We start from the raw sequence: 17,749 nt of genomic DNA on the forward strand, positions 1-17,749 counted from the left end.
AGAAAAATAGAAACATTAAAAGTAGGAAACACATAAAAGAGGAATAAATATGTAAGAAACAGGAAAAAAAAGAAAAAAGGAAAAAAAGAGAAGAAAGAAGAAAAGACCACCACATTAACATAAAAGAAAAATTTAAAACAAACTTCACACCATTAAGAATTTTAACAACTTCTTGTTTAGCATTTTTAAGATTCTCGTTATTAATTACAAAATTGCTTCCGGAAATTCTTTTTTCATCATTCCATTGCATTTTCATTCGGCTTAAAACCTGATCTCTTGTGGTATTATCCCGTTTTAAGACTCTGTCTATTCTAACTTCTTCAGGAGCAGTAACTGTTATAATCAGATCACATTCTTTATATCGGCCGCTTTCAAATAAAATAGCGGCTTCATAGATCACATATTCGTAGTTGTTATGTTCCAATAACCATGCCTCAAAATCACTTTTAACGGCCGGATGAACAATGCTATTTAGTTGATTAAGTTTATCCTTGTCATTAAATACAATCGATGCTAATTTTGCTCTGTTTAAAATATCATCATCAAAAATGGCATTTCCGAAAGTTTCTTTTATTTTACTAATTATACCCGGAGACTGCATTACATTTTTGGCTCCGTCATCAGCTATATAAACAGGAACACCCAATTCTTTGAAATAATTAGCAATAGTTGTTTTGCCACTGCCAATTCCTCCCGTTAAGCCAATAACTTTTGTCATATTATACTTTAAAAAACATACGAGGAAAAGCTTCTTGTGGTTTTTTCTTTAAAAGGATAATTTTAATGAATGATTCTAAAAATCCTGTTCCGTAACCATAGAATTGTTTCCAAACTGCTATTACAGAAAGATATCCTATTTTAATACTTTTATTCTGGATACTTGCTGTAAGAAAAATTATAACGAAATATACAAAATATAATTGTAAAAAAATATCAAAATTGAATATTAATAGTAAAAAAGCTATTAACAATCCTACAATAAATACGGTCGGAAAGAAGAATGTTATCTTATTATGTTCTGGATACCAACTATTTAATATTGGTCTTGCTATCCCAAATTTATGTACCTGAACGGAAAATTTTTCCCAGTCTATCCTGCGTTTGTGATATACAAAAGCATCAGGAAACAATCTGGTTTCAAATCCTAAATTCCACAAACGAATCGAAAGATCTGGATCTTCGCCCGGGTGAATATTTCCAAAGCCTTTTGATGCTTCAAAAGCTTTTTTAGAAATTCCCATATTAAAGCTTCGGGGCTGAAATTTAGTTATCTTTTCAGAACCACCACGAATTCCCCCCGTTGTAAGAAATGAGGTCATGGCAAAGTTGATCGCTTTCTGGATATTTGAAAAACTGGCAAGTGCCTTATCGGGTCCTCCAAAACAATCTACATATTTTGCGTTTAATTCTTTTCTGACTTCGGTCAGATAATTAGGCGGAATAATGCAATCGGAATCGAAAATAATAAAATAATCGCCTCTTGCCTTTTGCATTCCAAAATTTCTTGAATCTCCAGGTCCTGAATTCTCTTTAAAATAATACGCTATATTGAGTTTTCCCTGGTAGTTCATCACAATATCTTTGCATGGTATCGATGAACCGTCTTCGACCAGAACAATTTCAAATGCTTCATTATAATCAGATTTAGTCAGGCTTTCTAAAAGTTCATCAACTTCATCCGGTCGATTATACACGGGTATAATTAAAGAAAAAATCATAATGGAATATGAGGTATTAAAGTAGTAATTATTGTTAATCTAAAAATTTTAACAAAGATATGGTATATTCATAAAAAAACCATCAACTTTTGGTTGATGGTTTTTCATTTATAGTAATCTGTATTTATTTGATACTTTGAATTTCAACTACTTCATTTGCTTCCGCTTTGTAATCAACTCCTTCAAATTCAAATCCGAATAAGTTTAAGAAATCATTTCTGTATCCAGCTAAATCTCCAATCTCCGGTAAAGTTTCTGTAGTTGCTTCTAACCAAAGTTTTGCGACTTTTGCCTGAATATCGTCACGCATTTCCCAATCATCAATTCTGATTCTTCCTTTCTCGTCAACAGGAACTTCTGAACCGTTGTATAATCTGTCCTGGAACAAACGCTGGATCTGCTCAATACAACCTTCATGGATTCCTTCTTCTTTCATAATTTTATATAAAAGAGAAATGTATAAAGGAATTACCGGAATTGCTGAACTTGCCTGAGTAACCAAAGCTTTATTTACTGAAACATAAGCTTTCCCTCCAACCGATTTTAAACTATCCGTGATAGAAAATGCCGTAGCTTCTAAATGGTCTTTTGCACGGCCAATAGTTCCTTTACGGTAAACAGCTTCTGTTAATGACGGCCCAATATAAGAATACGCTACAGTTGTAGCACCTTCTGCTAATAAATTTTCAGCTTTTAACGCATCAATCCACATAGCCCAGTCTTCACCTCCCATAACAGCAACTGTATTTTCAATATCTTCTTCATTTGCAGGAGCGATTGAAACCTCAGAAACTTTTCCTGTATGAAAATCAACTGTCTTGTTTGTAAATGTCTGTCCGATTGGTTTTAAAACTGAACGGTGTGTAACTCCTGTATTAGGATTTGTACGCACAGGAGAAGCTAAACTGTAAATTATAAGATCTACCTGTCCTAAGTCAGTTTTTATTAAATCAAGGGTTTCTCTTTTAATTTCGTTTGAAAAAGCATCACCGTTGATACTTTTTGCATATAAACCTGCTTTAAGAGCTTCTTTTTCAAATGCTGCAGAATTATACCATCCCGGAGAAGCGGTTTTCCCTTCAACTGGCGGTTTTTCAAAGAACACTCCAATTGTTGCTGCACCAGAACCAAAAGCACTAGTAATTCTTGAAGCTAGTCCAAAACCTGTAGAAGCACCAATCACTAAAACTTTTTTAGGACCAGCAATTTCTCCTTTTGATTTTACATATTCGATTTGATTTTTAATATTTTGTTCAGCCCCATCCGGATGTGCAGTCAAACAAATAAATCCTCTCATTCTAGGTTCTATAATCATTTTGTAATTATTTATTGTATTAATTGAGTTTCAGTTTTAATTTTTCAAAAATAGACATTTTATCTTTAACCCTTTTCATGTTAGCATCCATATTGTCTATAAAGTTTGGATTTAAGGCATTTTTCTTAGCTAATTTATAATAGTTATAAGCTGCAATATATTCGCTTTCATATTCAGCCATCCTTCCTAATTCGCTGTTATAAGAAGAATGATCTACATTCTCCAAATTTTCCATGGTAAAGCTAACATGTTCTTTAGCTTCTGCATAACGGCCAATATCAATCAGCAAATAAGTATAATTCAGGTAAGGTGCAGGGTATTTTGGCTCGAATTTCATAGCCAGTTTATAATGATAAATTCCTTTATCATAGTTACTAAGCTTATTATAATAAATCCAGCCTAAATGATTATGAGCTTTTCCAAAATCAGGATACTGTGCTAATATTTCTTCTAATAATTCTTTTCCATCAGCAATATTTCCATCGGATATTAATGAATCGGCTTTTATAAATTGATTTTCATAATAACTCAAACTTTCCATGTGTCGGTGTTCTTAATTTAATAATTCTTTTGCGTGGTTTAATGCAGAATTTGAGATATTAGCTCCCGAAAGCATTTGGGCGATCTCTACAATTCTTTCTTCCTGAGAAAGCAATTTCAGTTCTGATTGAGTATCATCACCAACCGTAGATTTGAAAACTTTAAAATGCGAATCACCTTTTGCAGCTATTTGCGGTAAATGGGTAATAGCAAATATTTGCATCGTATTACTCATTTCTTTCATGATCTCTCCCATTCTGATTGCAATTTCTCCGGAAACACCAGTATCAATTTCGTCAAAAATCAAAGTAGGCAATTTAGAGTATTTCGCCAAAATAGCCTTAACTGCTAACATAATACGGGACATTTCTCCACCCGAAGCAACTTTTTTCAGTAATCCAAAATCAGTTCCTTTATTTGCTGAAAAAAGGAATTGCAGTTCATCTTTTCCATTTTGGAAATACGTCTCAGAAGGCAAAAGTTCTATCTTAAAACGAACATTTGGCATGCCTAAAGTTTCTAAAATCGAAATTAACTGGTTTGATAAAACCGGAATTGCATTTTCTCTGTTTTGATGTATTGTTGCAGAAAAGACATCCAATTGCTGAGTTTTTTGTTCTATTGTTTTTGATAGCGCTGCTATTTCTTCCTCAATATTTCCTAACTCGATAACAGCTGTTTCCAAATCTGCCTGGATCTGAAGTAACTCCTCAACAGAAGTCACCTGATGCTTCTTCTGAAGATTATAAATCAATTGTAATTTCTGATTCGTCAGCTCGAGCTTTTCAGGATCGTTTAATAATTTTTCTGAAACATTTTCCAATTCTTTTGAAACATCATCAAACTCGATTGTTAAGCTTGTTACTCTTTCAAACAAATTCCCATATTCGGGAGAAAAGGGAACTATTTTATGAAGTGCATTTTTGATTTCATTTAGATTATGAAAAACTCCAAATTGTTCTTCATTGGCAATAGTTAAGGACTTTTCTATTGATTCCTTTATAATTTCAACATTATTCAGCTTTTCAAAATCAGCTTCTAATTCTTTCTGTTCTCCGGATTTTAATTTGGCAGCAATTAATTCGTTCAGTAGAAAAGTATTATACTCCTGTTCCTTGCCTGAATCACTTTGCTTTTTCAACAAAGCATTTAACTTTGATTTATCTGATTTGTATTCTTTTAGAAGTTTCTGATAAGAGTTGATCGTCTCAGAATTATTTGCGATAGCGTCAATTATTTTAAACTGAACACCTTCATCTGAAAGTTCCTGGGTTTGTTGCTGCGAATGAATATCAATCAAAAACAAACTTAAATCCTGTAATTCCTGAAGATTTACCGGACTGTCATTGATAAAAGCACGTGATTTTCCTGAAGGCAAAATTTCACGTCTTATAATCGTTTCTTCTTCATAATCAAGATCATTCGCTTCAAAAAATTCTTTTAAATTGTATTTGGAGATTTCAAATTGTGCTTCAATCACACATTTTTCTTCTTTATTTTTTAATGAAGTCAAATCAGCCCTCTTTCCTAAAACCAAGCCTAAAGCTCCTAAAATAATTGATTTTCCCGCACCTGTTTCTCCTGTAATTATAGAAAAACCTTTTGAAAAATCAATGGAAAGTTTTTCAATCAGAGCATAATTTTTAATTGACAGTGAAGTAATCATATGAAGAGTATATAAATATAAAAGTTAAAAAGGGGCATGTAAAATCTAAAATCAAATTAAAATTTGATTTGTGACCATTTCGTAGTATTTAATGGCGAAACTTTATTTAAAACATCTGTCAAATCTGTAATGGGAATACTTGGTCCTCCCGAAAAAACAGAAACAATTTCATCTGATTTTGCATCAAAAAATACCCGGGTCAAAAAAGCATTTGGTTTAACCGAATTTAGCTTTCCTATAAGTAATATAGACGATTTGATTTTTTCTTTGGAAGCTTTTAAATCCTGACTCATATTGTCCAAACCGGAATGATACGAAAACATTGTCTGTCTCAAATCACTATAAGTAGGAGACATCATATCGTTAATCAGGAAATAACGGCTCTGAAGCCCGTCGGTCTGGCTCCATCCTTTAAAACCGCCCTGCTGTGCCACATTTGCTATATTCTGCGCTGTTTCCAGATAAGAACTTCCTCCGTCCATTTGGAATGTATCGGCATCTATTCCTAAAATCATATAACTGTAAAATGAAACTACAGATATTAAATTAGACTCAAAGACTGTAGGGTTAAACAACAAAGGCTCATATTCAGTATATCTGAAGCTAAAATCCTTATCATTAAAATTAAAAATAGGAGATGAATAAGTCGAGTTGTAAATAAGTCTTGATGCCTGTATCTGAATTGTCCCGGAAAACTGATCTCCACTATATGAAGACAAAGTGATATACATCGAACAATTGATTCGTTCATTTTGCTTTAAAACTGATCCTGTCCAGTCCGTTTTATTAACAAATTCAGACAAAGAACTCTGAAGTGTTTTAAAAACCTGCTGGTTTGGCGTTTGAAGTCTTTCAGTATTTAAAGTTACAGTACAGTTGAGCTGTTGTGCCTGCGCAGCTCCAAAAATTAAGAATACTAAAAAAATAACAACTTTATTATTCATACCAAGACTATTTGCTTTTAGCGAATATTATTTCGCTATTAATTCAGTTTTTGATTTAAAATTATTGCTGTTTATGTTATGAAAAATGCAAGATTATTTTATTCAGAATATCAGCAGCAACAGATTCTTTTGATTTTAATTCCATAGGTTCGATTTTAAAATCCTTATCAATAAAGGTCACTTTATTAGTTTCCTTTTTAAAACCGGCCCCTTCATCCTGTAAGGAATTTAGAACTATCAAATCTAAGTTTTTTTTCTGAATTTTCAACTTTGCATTCTCAATTTCATTTTCAGTTTCCAATGCAAATCCGATTAAAAATTGATTTTGTTTGATCGCACCTAGTGATAATAAAATATCTTTCGTTTTTTCAAGGTCAATCGTAAATTCATCAGCAGATTTCTTTATTTTCTGTAAAGCAATTGTTTTAGGTTTATAATCAGCTACTGCTGCAGCTGCAATGGCAACATCCACATCGTTATAATATACATGACATGCGTCGTACATTTCTTGTGCCGATACCACATTTATAACTTCTATGGAATTGCTTTTTACCTTATAATGTGTTGGTCCTGAAACCAAAATTACACTGGCACCCAAATTTGCTGCTGCATTTGCAATATCAAAACCCATTTTTCCTGAAGAATGATTTCCTATAAAACGTACAGGATCTATTGCTTCGTATGTTGGTCCGGCAGTAATTAGTATTTTTTTTCCTTTTAAGGGCAATTTACTTTCTAAATCAGCTTCAAGAAATGCGATTATATTTTCAGGTTCTGCCATTCTTCCTTCTCCTGACAATCCGCTCGCTAATTCGCCGCTCTCTGCAGGAATCATAACATTTCCGTATTGTCTCAAAGCGGAAAAACTTGAGATTGTAGAGGGATGTTTATACATATCCAGATCCATTGCCGGAGCAAAATAAACCGGGCATTTGGCTGATAAATAAGTAGCAATTAAAAGATTATCGCAGTTTCCTGTTGCCATCTTAGATAATGTATTGGCTGTTGCGGGAGCAATTAACATTAGATCTGCCCAAAGGGCCAATTCAACATGATTGTTCCAGACAGCATCTTCATCATCCTGATTAAAGAAACCGGAGTGTACAGGATTTTTTGATAACGTAGATAACGTAAGTGGAGTTACAAAATCCTTAGAAGCAGGTGTCATTATCACCTGGACATGTGCACCTGCTTTTATAAAAAGTCGTACTAATGATGCTGTTTTATACGCTGCAATTCCACCAGAAACTCCCAGTAAAATTTTTTTCCCGTTTAAAACTGACATTGTACTATTATTTGTTTGAACTTCTATGGTATGTTTTACCGTCTAACCATTCCTGAACTGCTAAAGCGTGAGGTTTTGGTAATTTTTCGTAAAATTTAGAAACTTCAATTTGTTCTTTATTTTCAAAAACTTCTTCAAGACTGTCATTATAAGTAGCAAACTCTTCTAATTTCTCAGTTAATTCTTTTTTTATTTCTGAATTAATTTGGTTTGCTCTTTTAGCCATAATGGTAATTGCCTCATACACATTTCCTGTTGGCTCTTCAATAACTGTTTTATTGTAAGTTACTGTATTAACAGGAGCATTCGTCTTTTTTAAATCCATCACTTTATTTATTTAGTAAATTTTTGTAAATCTGTTTCAACTCTGGCATTCATTTCTTCTGCCTGTTTTTTATATTTTGTGTCACTTTTAAACTTAATCAGGTTATTATAAGAGACTTTAGCAACATTTAAACGATCCTGCATTTTTGACGGAATACTGTTTATTGCTAATTTGTATGCAGAATCATATTTATAGAACAATGCATCTTCTTTAAAAGGTGTCCCCGGAAAATCAGCTATAAAATTATCAAAAGCAATCAAAGCCGATTTATAATCTGAAATTGTATTGTATCCTTTTGCATTTTCGTATGCTTTTTTCTCCAATTTACCATTAAGTACTTTTACAATCTCATTTGCCTGAGCGATATATTCTGAATTTGGGTAATTATCAATAAATGCCTGTAATTTTTCTAAAGCTTTTACTGTATCTGTCTGATCCAGGCTATATACAGGAGACAACTTTGAATAACTGATAGCACCAAGATAAGCAGCTTCCTGTACTTTTTCACTTCGTGGATATCCGGAAACAAAACTGTCAAACTGGTAACCTGCTAAATAATATTGTTTTGTCTTATAGTATGACTGAGCAAACATGTAAAACAATTTTTCAGCCTGAGGTTTACCTCTGTAAGTAGACGATAATTGCTCGAAAAGACGAATCGCTTTATTATATTTCCCTGCTTCATACATCTTAGTTGCTATTTCAAACTTTGCCGCAACATCATCATTTTTTAAAGCTTTTTGGTAATCACTACAAGAACAAATAAGGACAACAACAATTAATAGAGATACTATTTTTTTCATTTTATTACTTTTATTATGATTACTCAGGCAGTGTGCCAAAGCAAAATCACACCGAAGTTCCGGTGGCAAATTTAGTTATTAATTTAGCTACTACAAAATATTTTTTTGGTACAATAAAATACCGTTAATTCTGCTCTACTTTAATGCTTTTTTTTACAAAATCATTTAGTCTGTTTTCTAACGAATCATCAACTGAAACTAACGGTAAACGTACAGTGTTTTCAGCAATACCAAGCGATTTAAAGACTTGCTTGATTCCGGCTGGATTTCCCTGCTCAAAAATCATATCGATACAATCTGATAAAAAGTATTGTGTTTTAAAAGCTTCATTTACTTTTCTGTTGAGTCCTAAACGTATCATTTCTGAAAATTCTTTAGGAAAACCTTGTCCGATTACAGAAATAACACCTGCTCCTCCAGCCAGAACAATTGGCAATGCGATCATATCATCTCCTGAAATCACAAGAAAATCTTTTGGTGCATTTTTAATCAGCTGCAAAGCCTGAGCCATGTCTCCTGCTGCTTCTTTTATCGCTACAATATTATCAAAATCTTTTGCAAGACGGATTACTGTTGATGGGAGCATATTACTGGATGTTCTGCCCGGAACATTGTATAAAATTACAGGAAGAGGAGAAGCTTCTGAAATTGCTTTATAGTGCTGATAAATTCCTTCCTGGGTAGGTTTATTGTAATAAGGAGAAACAGAAAGAATTGCTTCAAATGCAGAAAAATCTCTCGTCTTTAATTCTTCAACAACCTGCATTGTATTGTTACCTCCTACTCCAAGTACAAGTGGTAATCTTCCTTTATTATAATTGATTACTGCATTAATAACCAATTCTTTTTCGGCTTGTGTCAGGGTAGCATTTTCTGCTGTTGTACCCATTACTACAAGATATTCAACTCCTCCGTCGATTGAAAAATTTACAATTCGCTGTAATGCTTCAAAATCAATTGAGAAATCTTTTTTAAATGGGGTTACAAGAGCAACACCAGTTCCTATTAATGATTGCATATTCTGGTTTATAATTTTATTTAATGTTCTTTAAATACTTAAACAATTCGGAAACGAAAAGTTTATAATTTTCTATAGCGGTTTCTATCATCCATCGGTTTAAATTTTTATCGACAGATGCAAAACCGACTTTAAATTTTGCTTTTGATTTATTTGTTACCATCATCAAAATTGCTTTTTCGGTATCATAATAACTAATCAAAAGGTCAAATTCTGTCTCAATAAATTCAGCCAGAAAATCTACATTTACCTCTCCCCTCCAACTGATGTCTTTTTTACCAAAAGTTGGTATTGGATATGTTTTTTTCTTGTCAAATTTACTTCTGTACCCAACAATTTTTATGTTCTGTTCATTGAGGCCATTCAAAATTAATTCTTTTACCAACTCATTTGAATGTCCAAATTCACTTTCATCAACCAGCAAACCAATTGTTTGTACATTACTTGTAAAGACTTCGTTTTTGACATTATGCAAGTTATTTTTTAATGATTTTTTTACAAAAAATTCCTTTATATAATTTAAAAACATAGTACTTTTACCAATTACAAAATTAATTATTTAAGTCGCATTTAAGATGGTAAAACTAAAAAAGTATAACGGATTTTTAAAACTTTTTGTTATATTCTTAACAGTTTTTTTTATAACTTCCTGCAGTCAGAAAAACTACAACTTAACGAAGATAGAAGGAAAACAACTTCCAGTCACTGAAAAAGGGGCTGAAACTCCCGAAATAGAAAAATTTATTGCTCCTTATCGTGATCATATTAATAAAGATTTAGACAGCGTTTTGGCATTTTCTCCGGAAACACTTGACAAAAGTACAGGCAAATGGCAGACAACAATTGGTTGCCTAATGGCCGATGTTTGTGTACAAAGAGGAAATTTAGTTTTCAAAAAGCGTGAAAACAAAACTATAGATTTATGTCTTTTAAATCATGGCGGAATCCGTGCCATCCTTCCAAAAGGAAATGTAACGAGCAGAACTGCTTTTGAAATCATGCCTTTTGAAAACAATTTAGTTGTACTGGCTATGAAAGGACAGCAAATTGCAGATATTGCTGCCTATATAATTAAGGAGAAAAAACCGCAGCCATTATCCGGAATGACTTTTACGATTACTAAAGAGAATACGGCAAAGAATATCCAGGTTCAGGGACAACCTCTTGATGTCAACAAGATTTATTATGTTGCCACAAACGATTATTTGGCAAATGGCGGAGACAACATGGCTTTCTTTGCTAAAAATGTTGAAAAATTTGATTTAAACTACAAACTTAGAGATGTATTGATTGATTATTTTAAAGAAGTTGATACGATTCCTGCACCAAGAGATATCAGAATTACTGAAGAATAATATTTCAATTAAAATTACCCGCGTTTACGCAAAAAAATATATCCAATGAAAAGAAGAGAATTTATCGAAAAAACTGCCGCAAGTACTGCTTTATTAAGCTTAGGTTTGTCTTTGAGCAGTTTTGAAACTAACGATATAAAACACCTAACTGTTTTGCATACAAACGATGTGCACAGCCATATTGATCCTTTTCCGGCTGATGATCCGCGTAATGCAAATAAAGGTGGTGTTTCGCGCAGAGCGGCTCTTATTGAGACTATCCGGAAAGAAAATCCAAATGTACTTTTATTAGATGCCGGAGATATTTTTCAGGGAACTCCGTACTTTAATTATTATGGGGGCGAACTTGAGTTTAAGTTAATGAGTATGATGAAATACGATGCATCTACTATAGGAAATCATGACTTTGACAATGGTCTTGACGGTTTGTATGCGCAAATGCCTCATGCAACTTTTGAATTTATCAATTCTAACTATGATTTTAAAAATACGGTCATGAACGGACTTGTAAAACCGTATAAAATCTTTAATAAAAACGGAATAAAAGTGGGTGTTTTTGGTCTTGGAATTGAACTTGCAGGACTTGTTGACAAAAAAATGTACAAAGAAACTGTTTATAATGACCCTGTTGAAATTGCTCAGGATATGACGCAATTACTAAAGAAAACAGAAAAGTGTGATCTGGTTATCTGTCTTTCGCACTTAGGTTATAAATACGGAAGCGGAGAAGATAAAATCTGTGATTTAAAACTGGCCGAATTAACTCAGGATATTGACTTGATTATTGGCGGACATACCCATACATTTTTAGATAAACCTACAATTGTAAAAAACAAGGCAGGCGAAAATGTTTTAGTGAATCAGGTTGGCTGTTACGGAATCAATTTAGGAAGAATAGATTTTTATTTTGACAAAGACAAAGCGCACACCAATCAGGGAAGATCAATTATTGTATAATTTTTTTTTTGGATTTTAATTTTTTCGAGAAAGTATTCAACCATAAAATAATAGGCCAGAATTTGGGTAACATCACGAATTAAAACGAGAACTACCGAATGGGAAAAGTATTCATTGAAAATGTAAAATATATCTGAAAATATGTAGCTAATCGCCATTAGGGACATCAGCAATGCAATATGGGTGCCCCGGGTGATATAGGTTACAAATGCGTAATAGCTTAAAATACTTAGTATAATCCCATAAAAAGTATAAATAAAATTAAATTTTTTCATGCTGTCTGATTGTAAGCTTAAAACTGAAATCAGCAAATAAACAATGAAAATTACTACAATCGAAACCGGCAAAACATCTCTTTTCCGGAGTTTGATTCTTTCCTGATTTCTTATAATAAACCTGAGTAGTAATATATAAACGATTAAAAAACTTATTACGCCGCCGATTTCAGAAATCTCAATGTCCATTAAATCAAAAACATGGCCTATAAAGCAAAAGACAAAAATCAAAGTTTCTGTCTTGCTTATCTTGAAATTACTGCTAACCAAAAAGTAAAAAATAATAGCCGGCAGCACGATAGCTTTAGCATAAACAGCCAAAAAATCCTGTTCTGTACAATCAAAAATAACTGTACAGATTAATGCAAGAAAAAACAGGATTAACGACGGTTTATTCGCTTTCATTTAATTTATTTATAAAATCCTCCTCAGAAAGAATGGGGATTTTTAATTTATTGGCTTTTTCTAATTTCGCTGGTCCCATATTATCTCCTGCAACAACAAAATCTGTTTTTGCAGAAATTGAACTTCCTACTTTTCCTCCGTTATCTTCAATTGTTTTCTTTAGTTCATCTCGTGAAAATTGAGCAAAAACACCAGAAACAACAAATGTTTTTCCAACAAATTTATCGGTAGCATCCGGATTATTTTTTTCTACAATTTCAAATTGTACACCGTAACTTTTGAGACGTTCAATTATTTTTTTGTTTTCTTCATTTTCAAAAAACTCAATGACACTTTTGGCGATTCGCTCACCGATTTCATCAACCAAAATCAACTCCATCAACGAAGCCTGACTTAAAGTATCGATATTTTTGTAATGTTTGGCTAATTTTTTTGCCACAGTTTCACCTACAAAACGTATTCCGAGTGCAAATAGAACACTTTCAAAAGGAATTTGTTTTGATTGTTCAACACCGTACACCAAATTCTCAGCAGATTTTTTCGCCATTCTTTCCAAATGCAAAATTTCCTCAACCTTTAATTCGTATAAATCTGCATAATTGTGAACCAGATCATTTTTGAAAAGAAGTGCTACTGTCTCGCCTCCAAGTCCACCAATATCCATGGCTTTTCTTGAGATGTAATGTTGGATTCGCCCGATAATCTGTGGAGGACAGCCATAAAAATTTGGACAGTAATGATTGGCTTCGCCAACGTTTCTTACCAATTCGGTCTGGCATTCCGGACAATGTGTGATGTAATGTGTTTTTTCTGAATTTTCAGGGCGTTTTTCTAAATCGACTGCAATAATTTTAGGAATGATTTCTCCTCCTTTTTCAACAAAAACAGTATCATTTATTCGGATATCTAATTTCTCGATCTGATCTGCATTATGCAATGAAGCTCTTTTCACAATAGTTCCTGCCAACTGTACAGGTTTTAAATTTGCGACAGGCGTAATGGCACCGGTACGGCCAACCTGATAAGAAATAGATTTTAGCTCTGTTGATACCTGTTCTGATTTGAACTTATAGGCTATTGCCCAACGTGGAGATTTTGCAGTGTAACCCAATTCTTCCTGATGCTGAATGCTGTTTACTTTTACAACTACACCGTCTGTTTCATAAGGTAAATTGTGACGATGTATGTCCCAGTAATCAATAAAATCGAAAACTTCTTCTAAACTATTGACCTGTTTTGCTTCGTTTGGTACTTTAAAACCCCATTTCCTGGCAGATTCCAGTCCTTCAAACTGGGAAGAAAAAGGTAAATTATTACCTGTTACGAAGTATAACAAGCATTCTAAAGGGCGTTTTGCAACCTCAGCACTGTCTTGTAATTTCAGGCTTCCCGAAGCTGTATTTCTTGGATTGGAATATGGAGTTTCTCCAATCTCAATCAGTTCCTGATTCATTTTTTCGAAACCGGAATAAGGAAGGATAATTTCTCCGCGAATATCAAATTTCTCCGGATAATTTCCTTTTAGCTGTAACGGAACCGATTTTATTGTTTTAATATTGTTCGTAACCTCATCACCCTGAAAACCGTCTCCACGTGTTAATGCCTGTACCAGTTTTCCGTTTTCGTAAGTAATACTGATTGATGCTCCGTCGTATTTTAATTCGCAGGTATATTGCAAGTCAACATTTCCTAATACTCTTTGAATGCGGTTTTGCCAATCAGCCAGATCATCTTTAGAATAAGAATTATCCAAAGAATACATTCTGTATTGATGTGGTATGGTTTTAAAATTCTTTGTAACCGCTCCTCCTACTCTTTGAGTTGGAGAATTCTCATCAAAAAATTCAGGATGTTTGCTTTCTAAATCCTGAAGTTCTTTTAATTTAACATCAAAATCATAATCTGAAATTGTAGCATTATCAAGTACATAATAATTGTAATTGTGCTGATTAAGTTCATCTCTTAAGGCCTGAATTGTTTCTTGGATTGTCATATAATATTAAAAATGATGCGGATTGTATTTAGAATAACCGTAACATCAAAATTAGGATTATTTTTGTTGAAAAACATCAAAAACAAAAAGTTTTAAAAATCAAAAATCAAGTTGCATTTATTTGCAACTTGATTTTCTTCTTGTCCATTATTCTTTAAAAAAGAATTAATCAAAACCAACTTCCAAATGGTTTTTATGTTCTATACTTTTACTGATTATCAATCAATTAGGACGCAAATATAGAGTTATTTTTGAATAATAATGAAATCTGAACGTCTATTTAACAGATGTTCTTCTTCTGTACATTTTACTCCGTTTTTACATTTATTAATTAATCTGCTTTCGCCATATCCTATTGCGCTTTCTATTCTGGAAGGGTCAATATCCTGAGAAACAATGTAATCTCTTGTTGATTTGGCTCTGTTATCAGAAAGTTTCAGGTTGTAAGCGTCTTTTCCGCGTGAATCTGTATGTGACTCAATTTTGATTCGGATGTTAGGAAATTTACGCATGATAAAAACTACTTTTGACAATTCTTCTATTGCAAGAGGGGTAATATCATACTTATCGTAATCAAAATAAATGGGGTTAACATCTACTTTTTCTACTCCTTTTTTCTTCACCACTAAGTCGTCGTAATTGCTCAGTTCAAAATTGATGTCTTTAATCTCTCCTTCGTTTTCGGTTCCCGTTTCTACTGTTCTGTCATCGCTGCTGTAATTAGGTTTTGCAGCAATCATTTTTACGGTTTTTCCGCATGGAACCACAACTGCATATTTACCTTCATAATTTGTTTTGGTTTCTGAAAGAACATCATTATAAGAGTTATATGCCATAATTACAACGTCTGTGAGAGGCAATTTGGTTTTTCTGTCAACAGCAATACCTGAAATATTTTGGTTGCAGACCGGTTTTCCCTTTGTAAAAGAATAGATATCATCATCACCTTTTCCTCCTTCTCTATTAGAAGAAACGTATCCAAAACTATCCGATTTATCAATTAAAAAAGAAAAATCATCCTTATTGCTGTTTATCGGTGCTCCTAAATTACGAGGAACAGAAAATGTGCCATCGGCTAAAAACTTACTTTCATATACGTCTAAATCCCCCATGCCGTAATGCCCGTCTGAAGAAAAATAGAGAGTTCCGTTTCTAAAGAATGGGAAAACTTCATTACCAAGTGTGTTGATTTTTGGTCCCAGATTGACAGGAGAACTCATCGTTCCGTCAGCGGCAATTTTTACATAATATAAATCTGTTTCGCCATAACCGCCGGGCATGTCTGATGCAAAGAAAAGCCATTCTCCGTCTTCACTCAAGGAAGGATGCCCAACTGAATATTCTGTGCTGTCAAAAAAGACCGGCTCTGAATTTTCTAATTTATTATCGACAATCTGGCCTTTTATGATTTGAAAATTATTGATTTTGTTTTCATCTACAACCAGTTTGTTTTTTTTGACAATGTTTGTCGAATAATAAATCGTCTTTCCACTGCTGTCAAAAGTTGCTGTTGCTTCATGATATTTGCTCATAACATTTGCCAGGAACAATTTTTCATTGAACAAACTTCCGTCTGCAGGATTTCTTTCTGCAACATATAGATTTAAAAAAGGCTGATTGTTCCAGGTGTACAATTTTTCACTAAATTTTGTGGTATCCCTTGCGGATGTAAACACAATTTTATCCTGAAAATAAGTAGCTCCAAAATCAGATTTGCTAGTATTGATATCCAGATTTTTTACATTATAGAGAGATTTTGCTTTAGACAAACTGTCCAGTTGCTTTTTTTGGGCAGTATATCTGTTGATTTCGTTTTTATCTCCTTTTTTATCCAGATATTCTTTTATGACTCTGTTTGCTTCGTCGTAATCCATCACTCCTTTTAAGGACTGAATGTAACGCAGATAATAAATGTCTGTCAAATTATTGCCCTGAACTTCATATAACTTTTTGTACCATTTAAGTGCATTTCTTGCATCTGAGATAAAATAATACGAATCGCCGGCATTCTTTAACGTCTGTGCTGACGGATTTTTTATGTTTTGTAAAATTTCCTCGTAAGCTTTTGAAGCATCTACGTAAGAATAATTTTTAAACAAGGCATCCGCTTTTTTTAAATTAGTCTGAGCGAAACTAAACGTAAAACTCAGGACTAAACTTAGGATATATATTTTTTTCATAGACTTTGTTTTTAGAAGAATCGTGGAGATTTGATTTTGCTTTCACCTTTATTAAACGAATAGCGCAGGATGATTTCATGTGAACCATCATTATACTTGTTCAGTTCGCTTACCGTGTAGTCGAAAGCATATCCGATGTAAAAACTTTGTGATATTTGAAAACCTGCCAGAATGCTTATAGAATCATCTGTTCTGTAAGCACCTCCTATAACAAATTTTTCGGCTATCATAAAGTTTGCTGAAACATCAGCAGTAAGTGGAGCCCCACTCACTGCTTTTACCAAAAATGCAGGTTTGAATTTTAAATTTGGATTTAAATCAAACACATATCCCCCCATTAAAAAATAATGTAACCGATCATAATTTATAGATTCCTGAACATCATCATAATAATTACTCTGAATGAAGGAAGGAATCGAAAGTCCTAAATACCATTTGTCTGTGTAATAATAGACACCAGCTCCAACGGCCAGTTTTGCCTGATTTTCAATATTTTGATTCAACAAGACATCATTGTTATCATAATATCTTCCTTTGGACCAGTCTATGTTTAGCATACGCATACCCGCTTTTAATCCAAAAGCCAATCGTTTTTCATATCCAAGAGGTATTGAATAGGAGAAATTCCCATCAAGATACAATTCGTTAGAAGGTCCGATTTTATCATTCACAACACTTAATCCAAGACCAATTTTTTCATTTGCAAGTGGTCCGTGAATAGAAAATGATTGTGTTTGAGGAGCTCCTGATATCCCTACCCATTGGGAACGGTGCAAAAGGTTTGCTTCTAAACTACCCGTAGACCCTGCATAAGCAGGATTTACGGCCATAGTGTTGTACATATATTGTGTATATTGCGGATCTTGTTGCGCAGTGACACTAAACGTGATAAAAGAACATATTAAAATGAAATACGTTTCTAATGATTTTATATATAGTTTCATAACGATACTTATTTAGTTAAATTAAT

General features: G+C 33.3%; 17 protein-coding genes. 2 read left to right on the forward strand and 15 right to left on the reverse strand.

The features are described 5' to 3' along the window. The 11 genes from coaE to DCO46_RS15335 all read right to left on the reverse strand — a co-directional run. On the reverse strand, positions 1-718 hold a 718-nt coding region (coaE, locus tag DCO46_RS15285), incomplete at its 3' end, for a dephospho-CoA kinase (protein WP_116753378.1). Position 719: 1 nt separating this feature from the next. Beyond that, the gene (locus DCO46_RS15290; protein ID WP_116753379.1) at positions 720-1,718 is read right to left on the reverse strand and encodes a glycosyltransferase; all 999 of its coding nucleotides are present in this window, start codon (positions 1,716-1,718) and stop codon (positions 720-722) included. Between the two features lie 124 nt (positions 1,719-1,842). Next, on the reverse strand, positions 1,843-3,033 hold the full coding sequence (fabV, locus tag DCO46_RS15295; RefSeq protein WP_116753380.1) for an enoyl-ACP reductase FabV: 1,191 nt from the start codon (positions 3,031-3,033) through the stop codon (positions 1,843-1,845). A 19-nt stretch (positions 3,034-3,052) separates the two neighbouring features. Continuing rightward, on the reverse strand, positions 3,053-3,574 hold the full coding sequence (locus DCO46_RS15300; RefSeq protein WP_116753381.1) for a hypothetical protein: 522 nt from the start codon (positions 3,572-3,574) through the stop codon (positions 3,053-3,055). Between the two features lie 12 nt (positions 3,575-3,586). After that, positions 3,587-5,239 carry a DNA repair protein RecN gene (gene recN, locus DCO46_RS15305; protein WP_116753382.1) on the reverse strand — a complete coding sequence of 551 codons (1,653 nt, stop codon included), beginning with the start codon at positions 5,237-5,239 and terminating at the stop codon, positions 3,587-3,589. Positions 5,240-5,295: 56 nt separating this feature from the next. Beyond that, entirely contained in the window at positions 5,296-6,183 is an 888-nt protein-coding gene (locus tag DCO46_RS15310) for a DUF4835 family protein (protein ID WP_116753383.1), read from the reverse strand. Positions 6,184-6,259: 76 nt separating this feature from the next. Continuing rightward, on the reverse strand, positions 6,260-7,468 hold the full coding sequence (gene coaBC, locus DCO46_RS15315; protein WP_116753384.1) for a bifunctional phosphopantothenoylcysteine decarboxylase/phosphopantothenate--cysteine ligase CoaBC: 1,209 nt from the start codon (positions 7,466-7,468) through the stop codon (positions 6,260-6,262). Between the two features lie 7 nt (positions 7,469-7,475). Beyond that, positions 7,476-7,793: a DNA-directed RNA polymerase subunit omega gene (locus tag DCO46_RS15320; RefSeq protein WP_095951613.1), complete on the reverse strand. Its 318-nt coding sequence runs from the start codon at positions 7,791-7,793 to the stop codon at positions 7,476-7,478. Between the two features lie 8 nt (positions 7,794-7,801). Then, entirely contained in the window at positions 7,802-8,596 is a 795-nt protein-coding gene (locus DCO46_RS15325) for an outer membrane protein assembly factor BamD (RefSeq protein WP_116753385.1), read from the reverse strand. Between the two features lie 124 nt (positions 8,597-8,720). Continuing rightward, positions 8,721-9,614 (reverse strand): 4-hydroxy-tetrahydrodipicolinate synthase, encoded by an 894-nt coding sequence (dapA, locus tag DCO46_RS15330; RefSeq protein WP_116753386.1) that lies wholly within the window; start codon positions 9,612-9,614, stop codon positions 8,721-8,723. Positions 9,615-9,630: 16 nt separating this feature from the next. Beyond that, on the reverse strand, positions 9,631-10,143 hold the full coding sequence (locus DCO46_RS15335) for a DUF6913 domain-containing protein (RefSeq protein WP_116753387.1): 513 nt from the start codon (positions 10,141-10,143) through the stop codon (positions 9,631-9,633). A 46-nt stretch (positions 10,144-10,189) separates the two neighbouring features. On the opposite strand from DCO46_RS15335, the gene DCO46_RS15340 reads away from it, so the two are divergent. Continuing rightward, positions 10,190-10,969 carry a 5'-nucleotidase C-terminal domain-containing protein gene (locus DCO46_RS15340; RefSeq protein WP_116753388.1) on the forward strand — a complete coding sequence of 260 codons (780 nt, stop codon included), beginning with the start codon at positions 10,190-10,192 and terminating at the stop codon, positions 10,967-10,969. Between the two features lie 45 nt (positions 10,970-11,014). Further along, a complete protein-coding gene (locus DCO46_RS15345; protein WP_116753389.1) occupies positions 11,015-11,926 on the forward strand; it encodes a bifunctional metallophosphatase/5'-nucleotidase in 912 nt (303 codons plus the stop codon). Here DCO46_RS15345 and DCO46_RS15350 read toward each other — a convergent pair. From DCO46_RS15350 to DCO46_RS15365, 4 genes are all read right to left on the reverse strand, one after another. Beyond that, the gene (locus tag DCO46_RS15350) at positions 11,902-12,606 is read right to left on the reverse strand and encodes a lysoplasmalogenase family protein (RefSeq protein WP_116753390.1); all 705 of its coding nucleotides are present in this window, start codon (positions 12,604-12,606) and stop codon (positions 11,902-11,904) included. The two genes, DCO46_RS15345 and DCO46_RS15350, sit on opposite strands and share 25 nt — an antisense overlap. Then, entirely contained in the window at positions 12,593-14,599 is a 2,007-nt protein-coding gene (gene ligA / locus DCO46_RS15355) for an NAD-dependent DNA ligase LigA (RefSeq protein WP_116753391.1), read from the reverse strand. Before ligA ends, DCO46_RS15350 begins: the two co-directional genes overlap by 14 nt. Positions 14,600-14,844: 245 nt before the next feature. Then, a complete protein-coding gene (locus DCO46_RS15360) occupies positions 14,845-16,779 on the reverse strand; it encodes an OmpA family protein (protein ID WP_116753392.1) in 1,935 nt (644 codons plus the stop codon). 11 nt (positions 16,780-16,790) lie between these two features. After that, a complete protein-coding gene (locus DCO46_RS15365) occupies positions 16,791-17,723 on the reverse strand; it encodes a type IX secretion system membrane protein PorP/SprF (protein WP_116753393.1) in 933 nt (310 codons plus the stop codon). Between the last annotated feature and the right edge of the window lie 26 nt (positions 17,724-17,749).

Origin of the sequence: Flavobacterium sp. HTF, from assembly GCF_003105115.1 — a bacterium.
Classification (GTDB): Bacteria; Bacteroidota; Bacteroidia; order Flavobacteriales; family Flavobacteriaceae; genus Flavobacterium.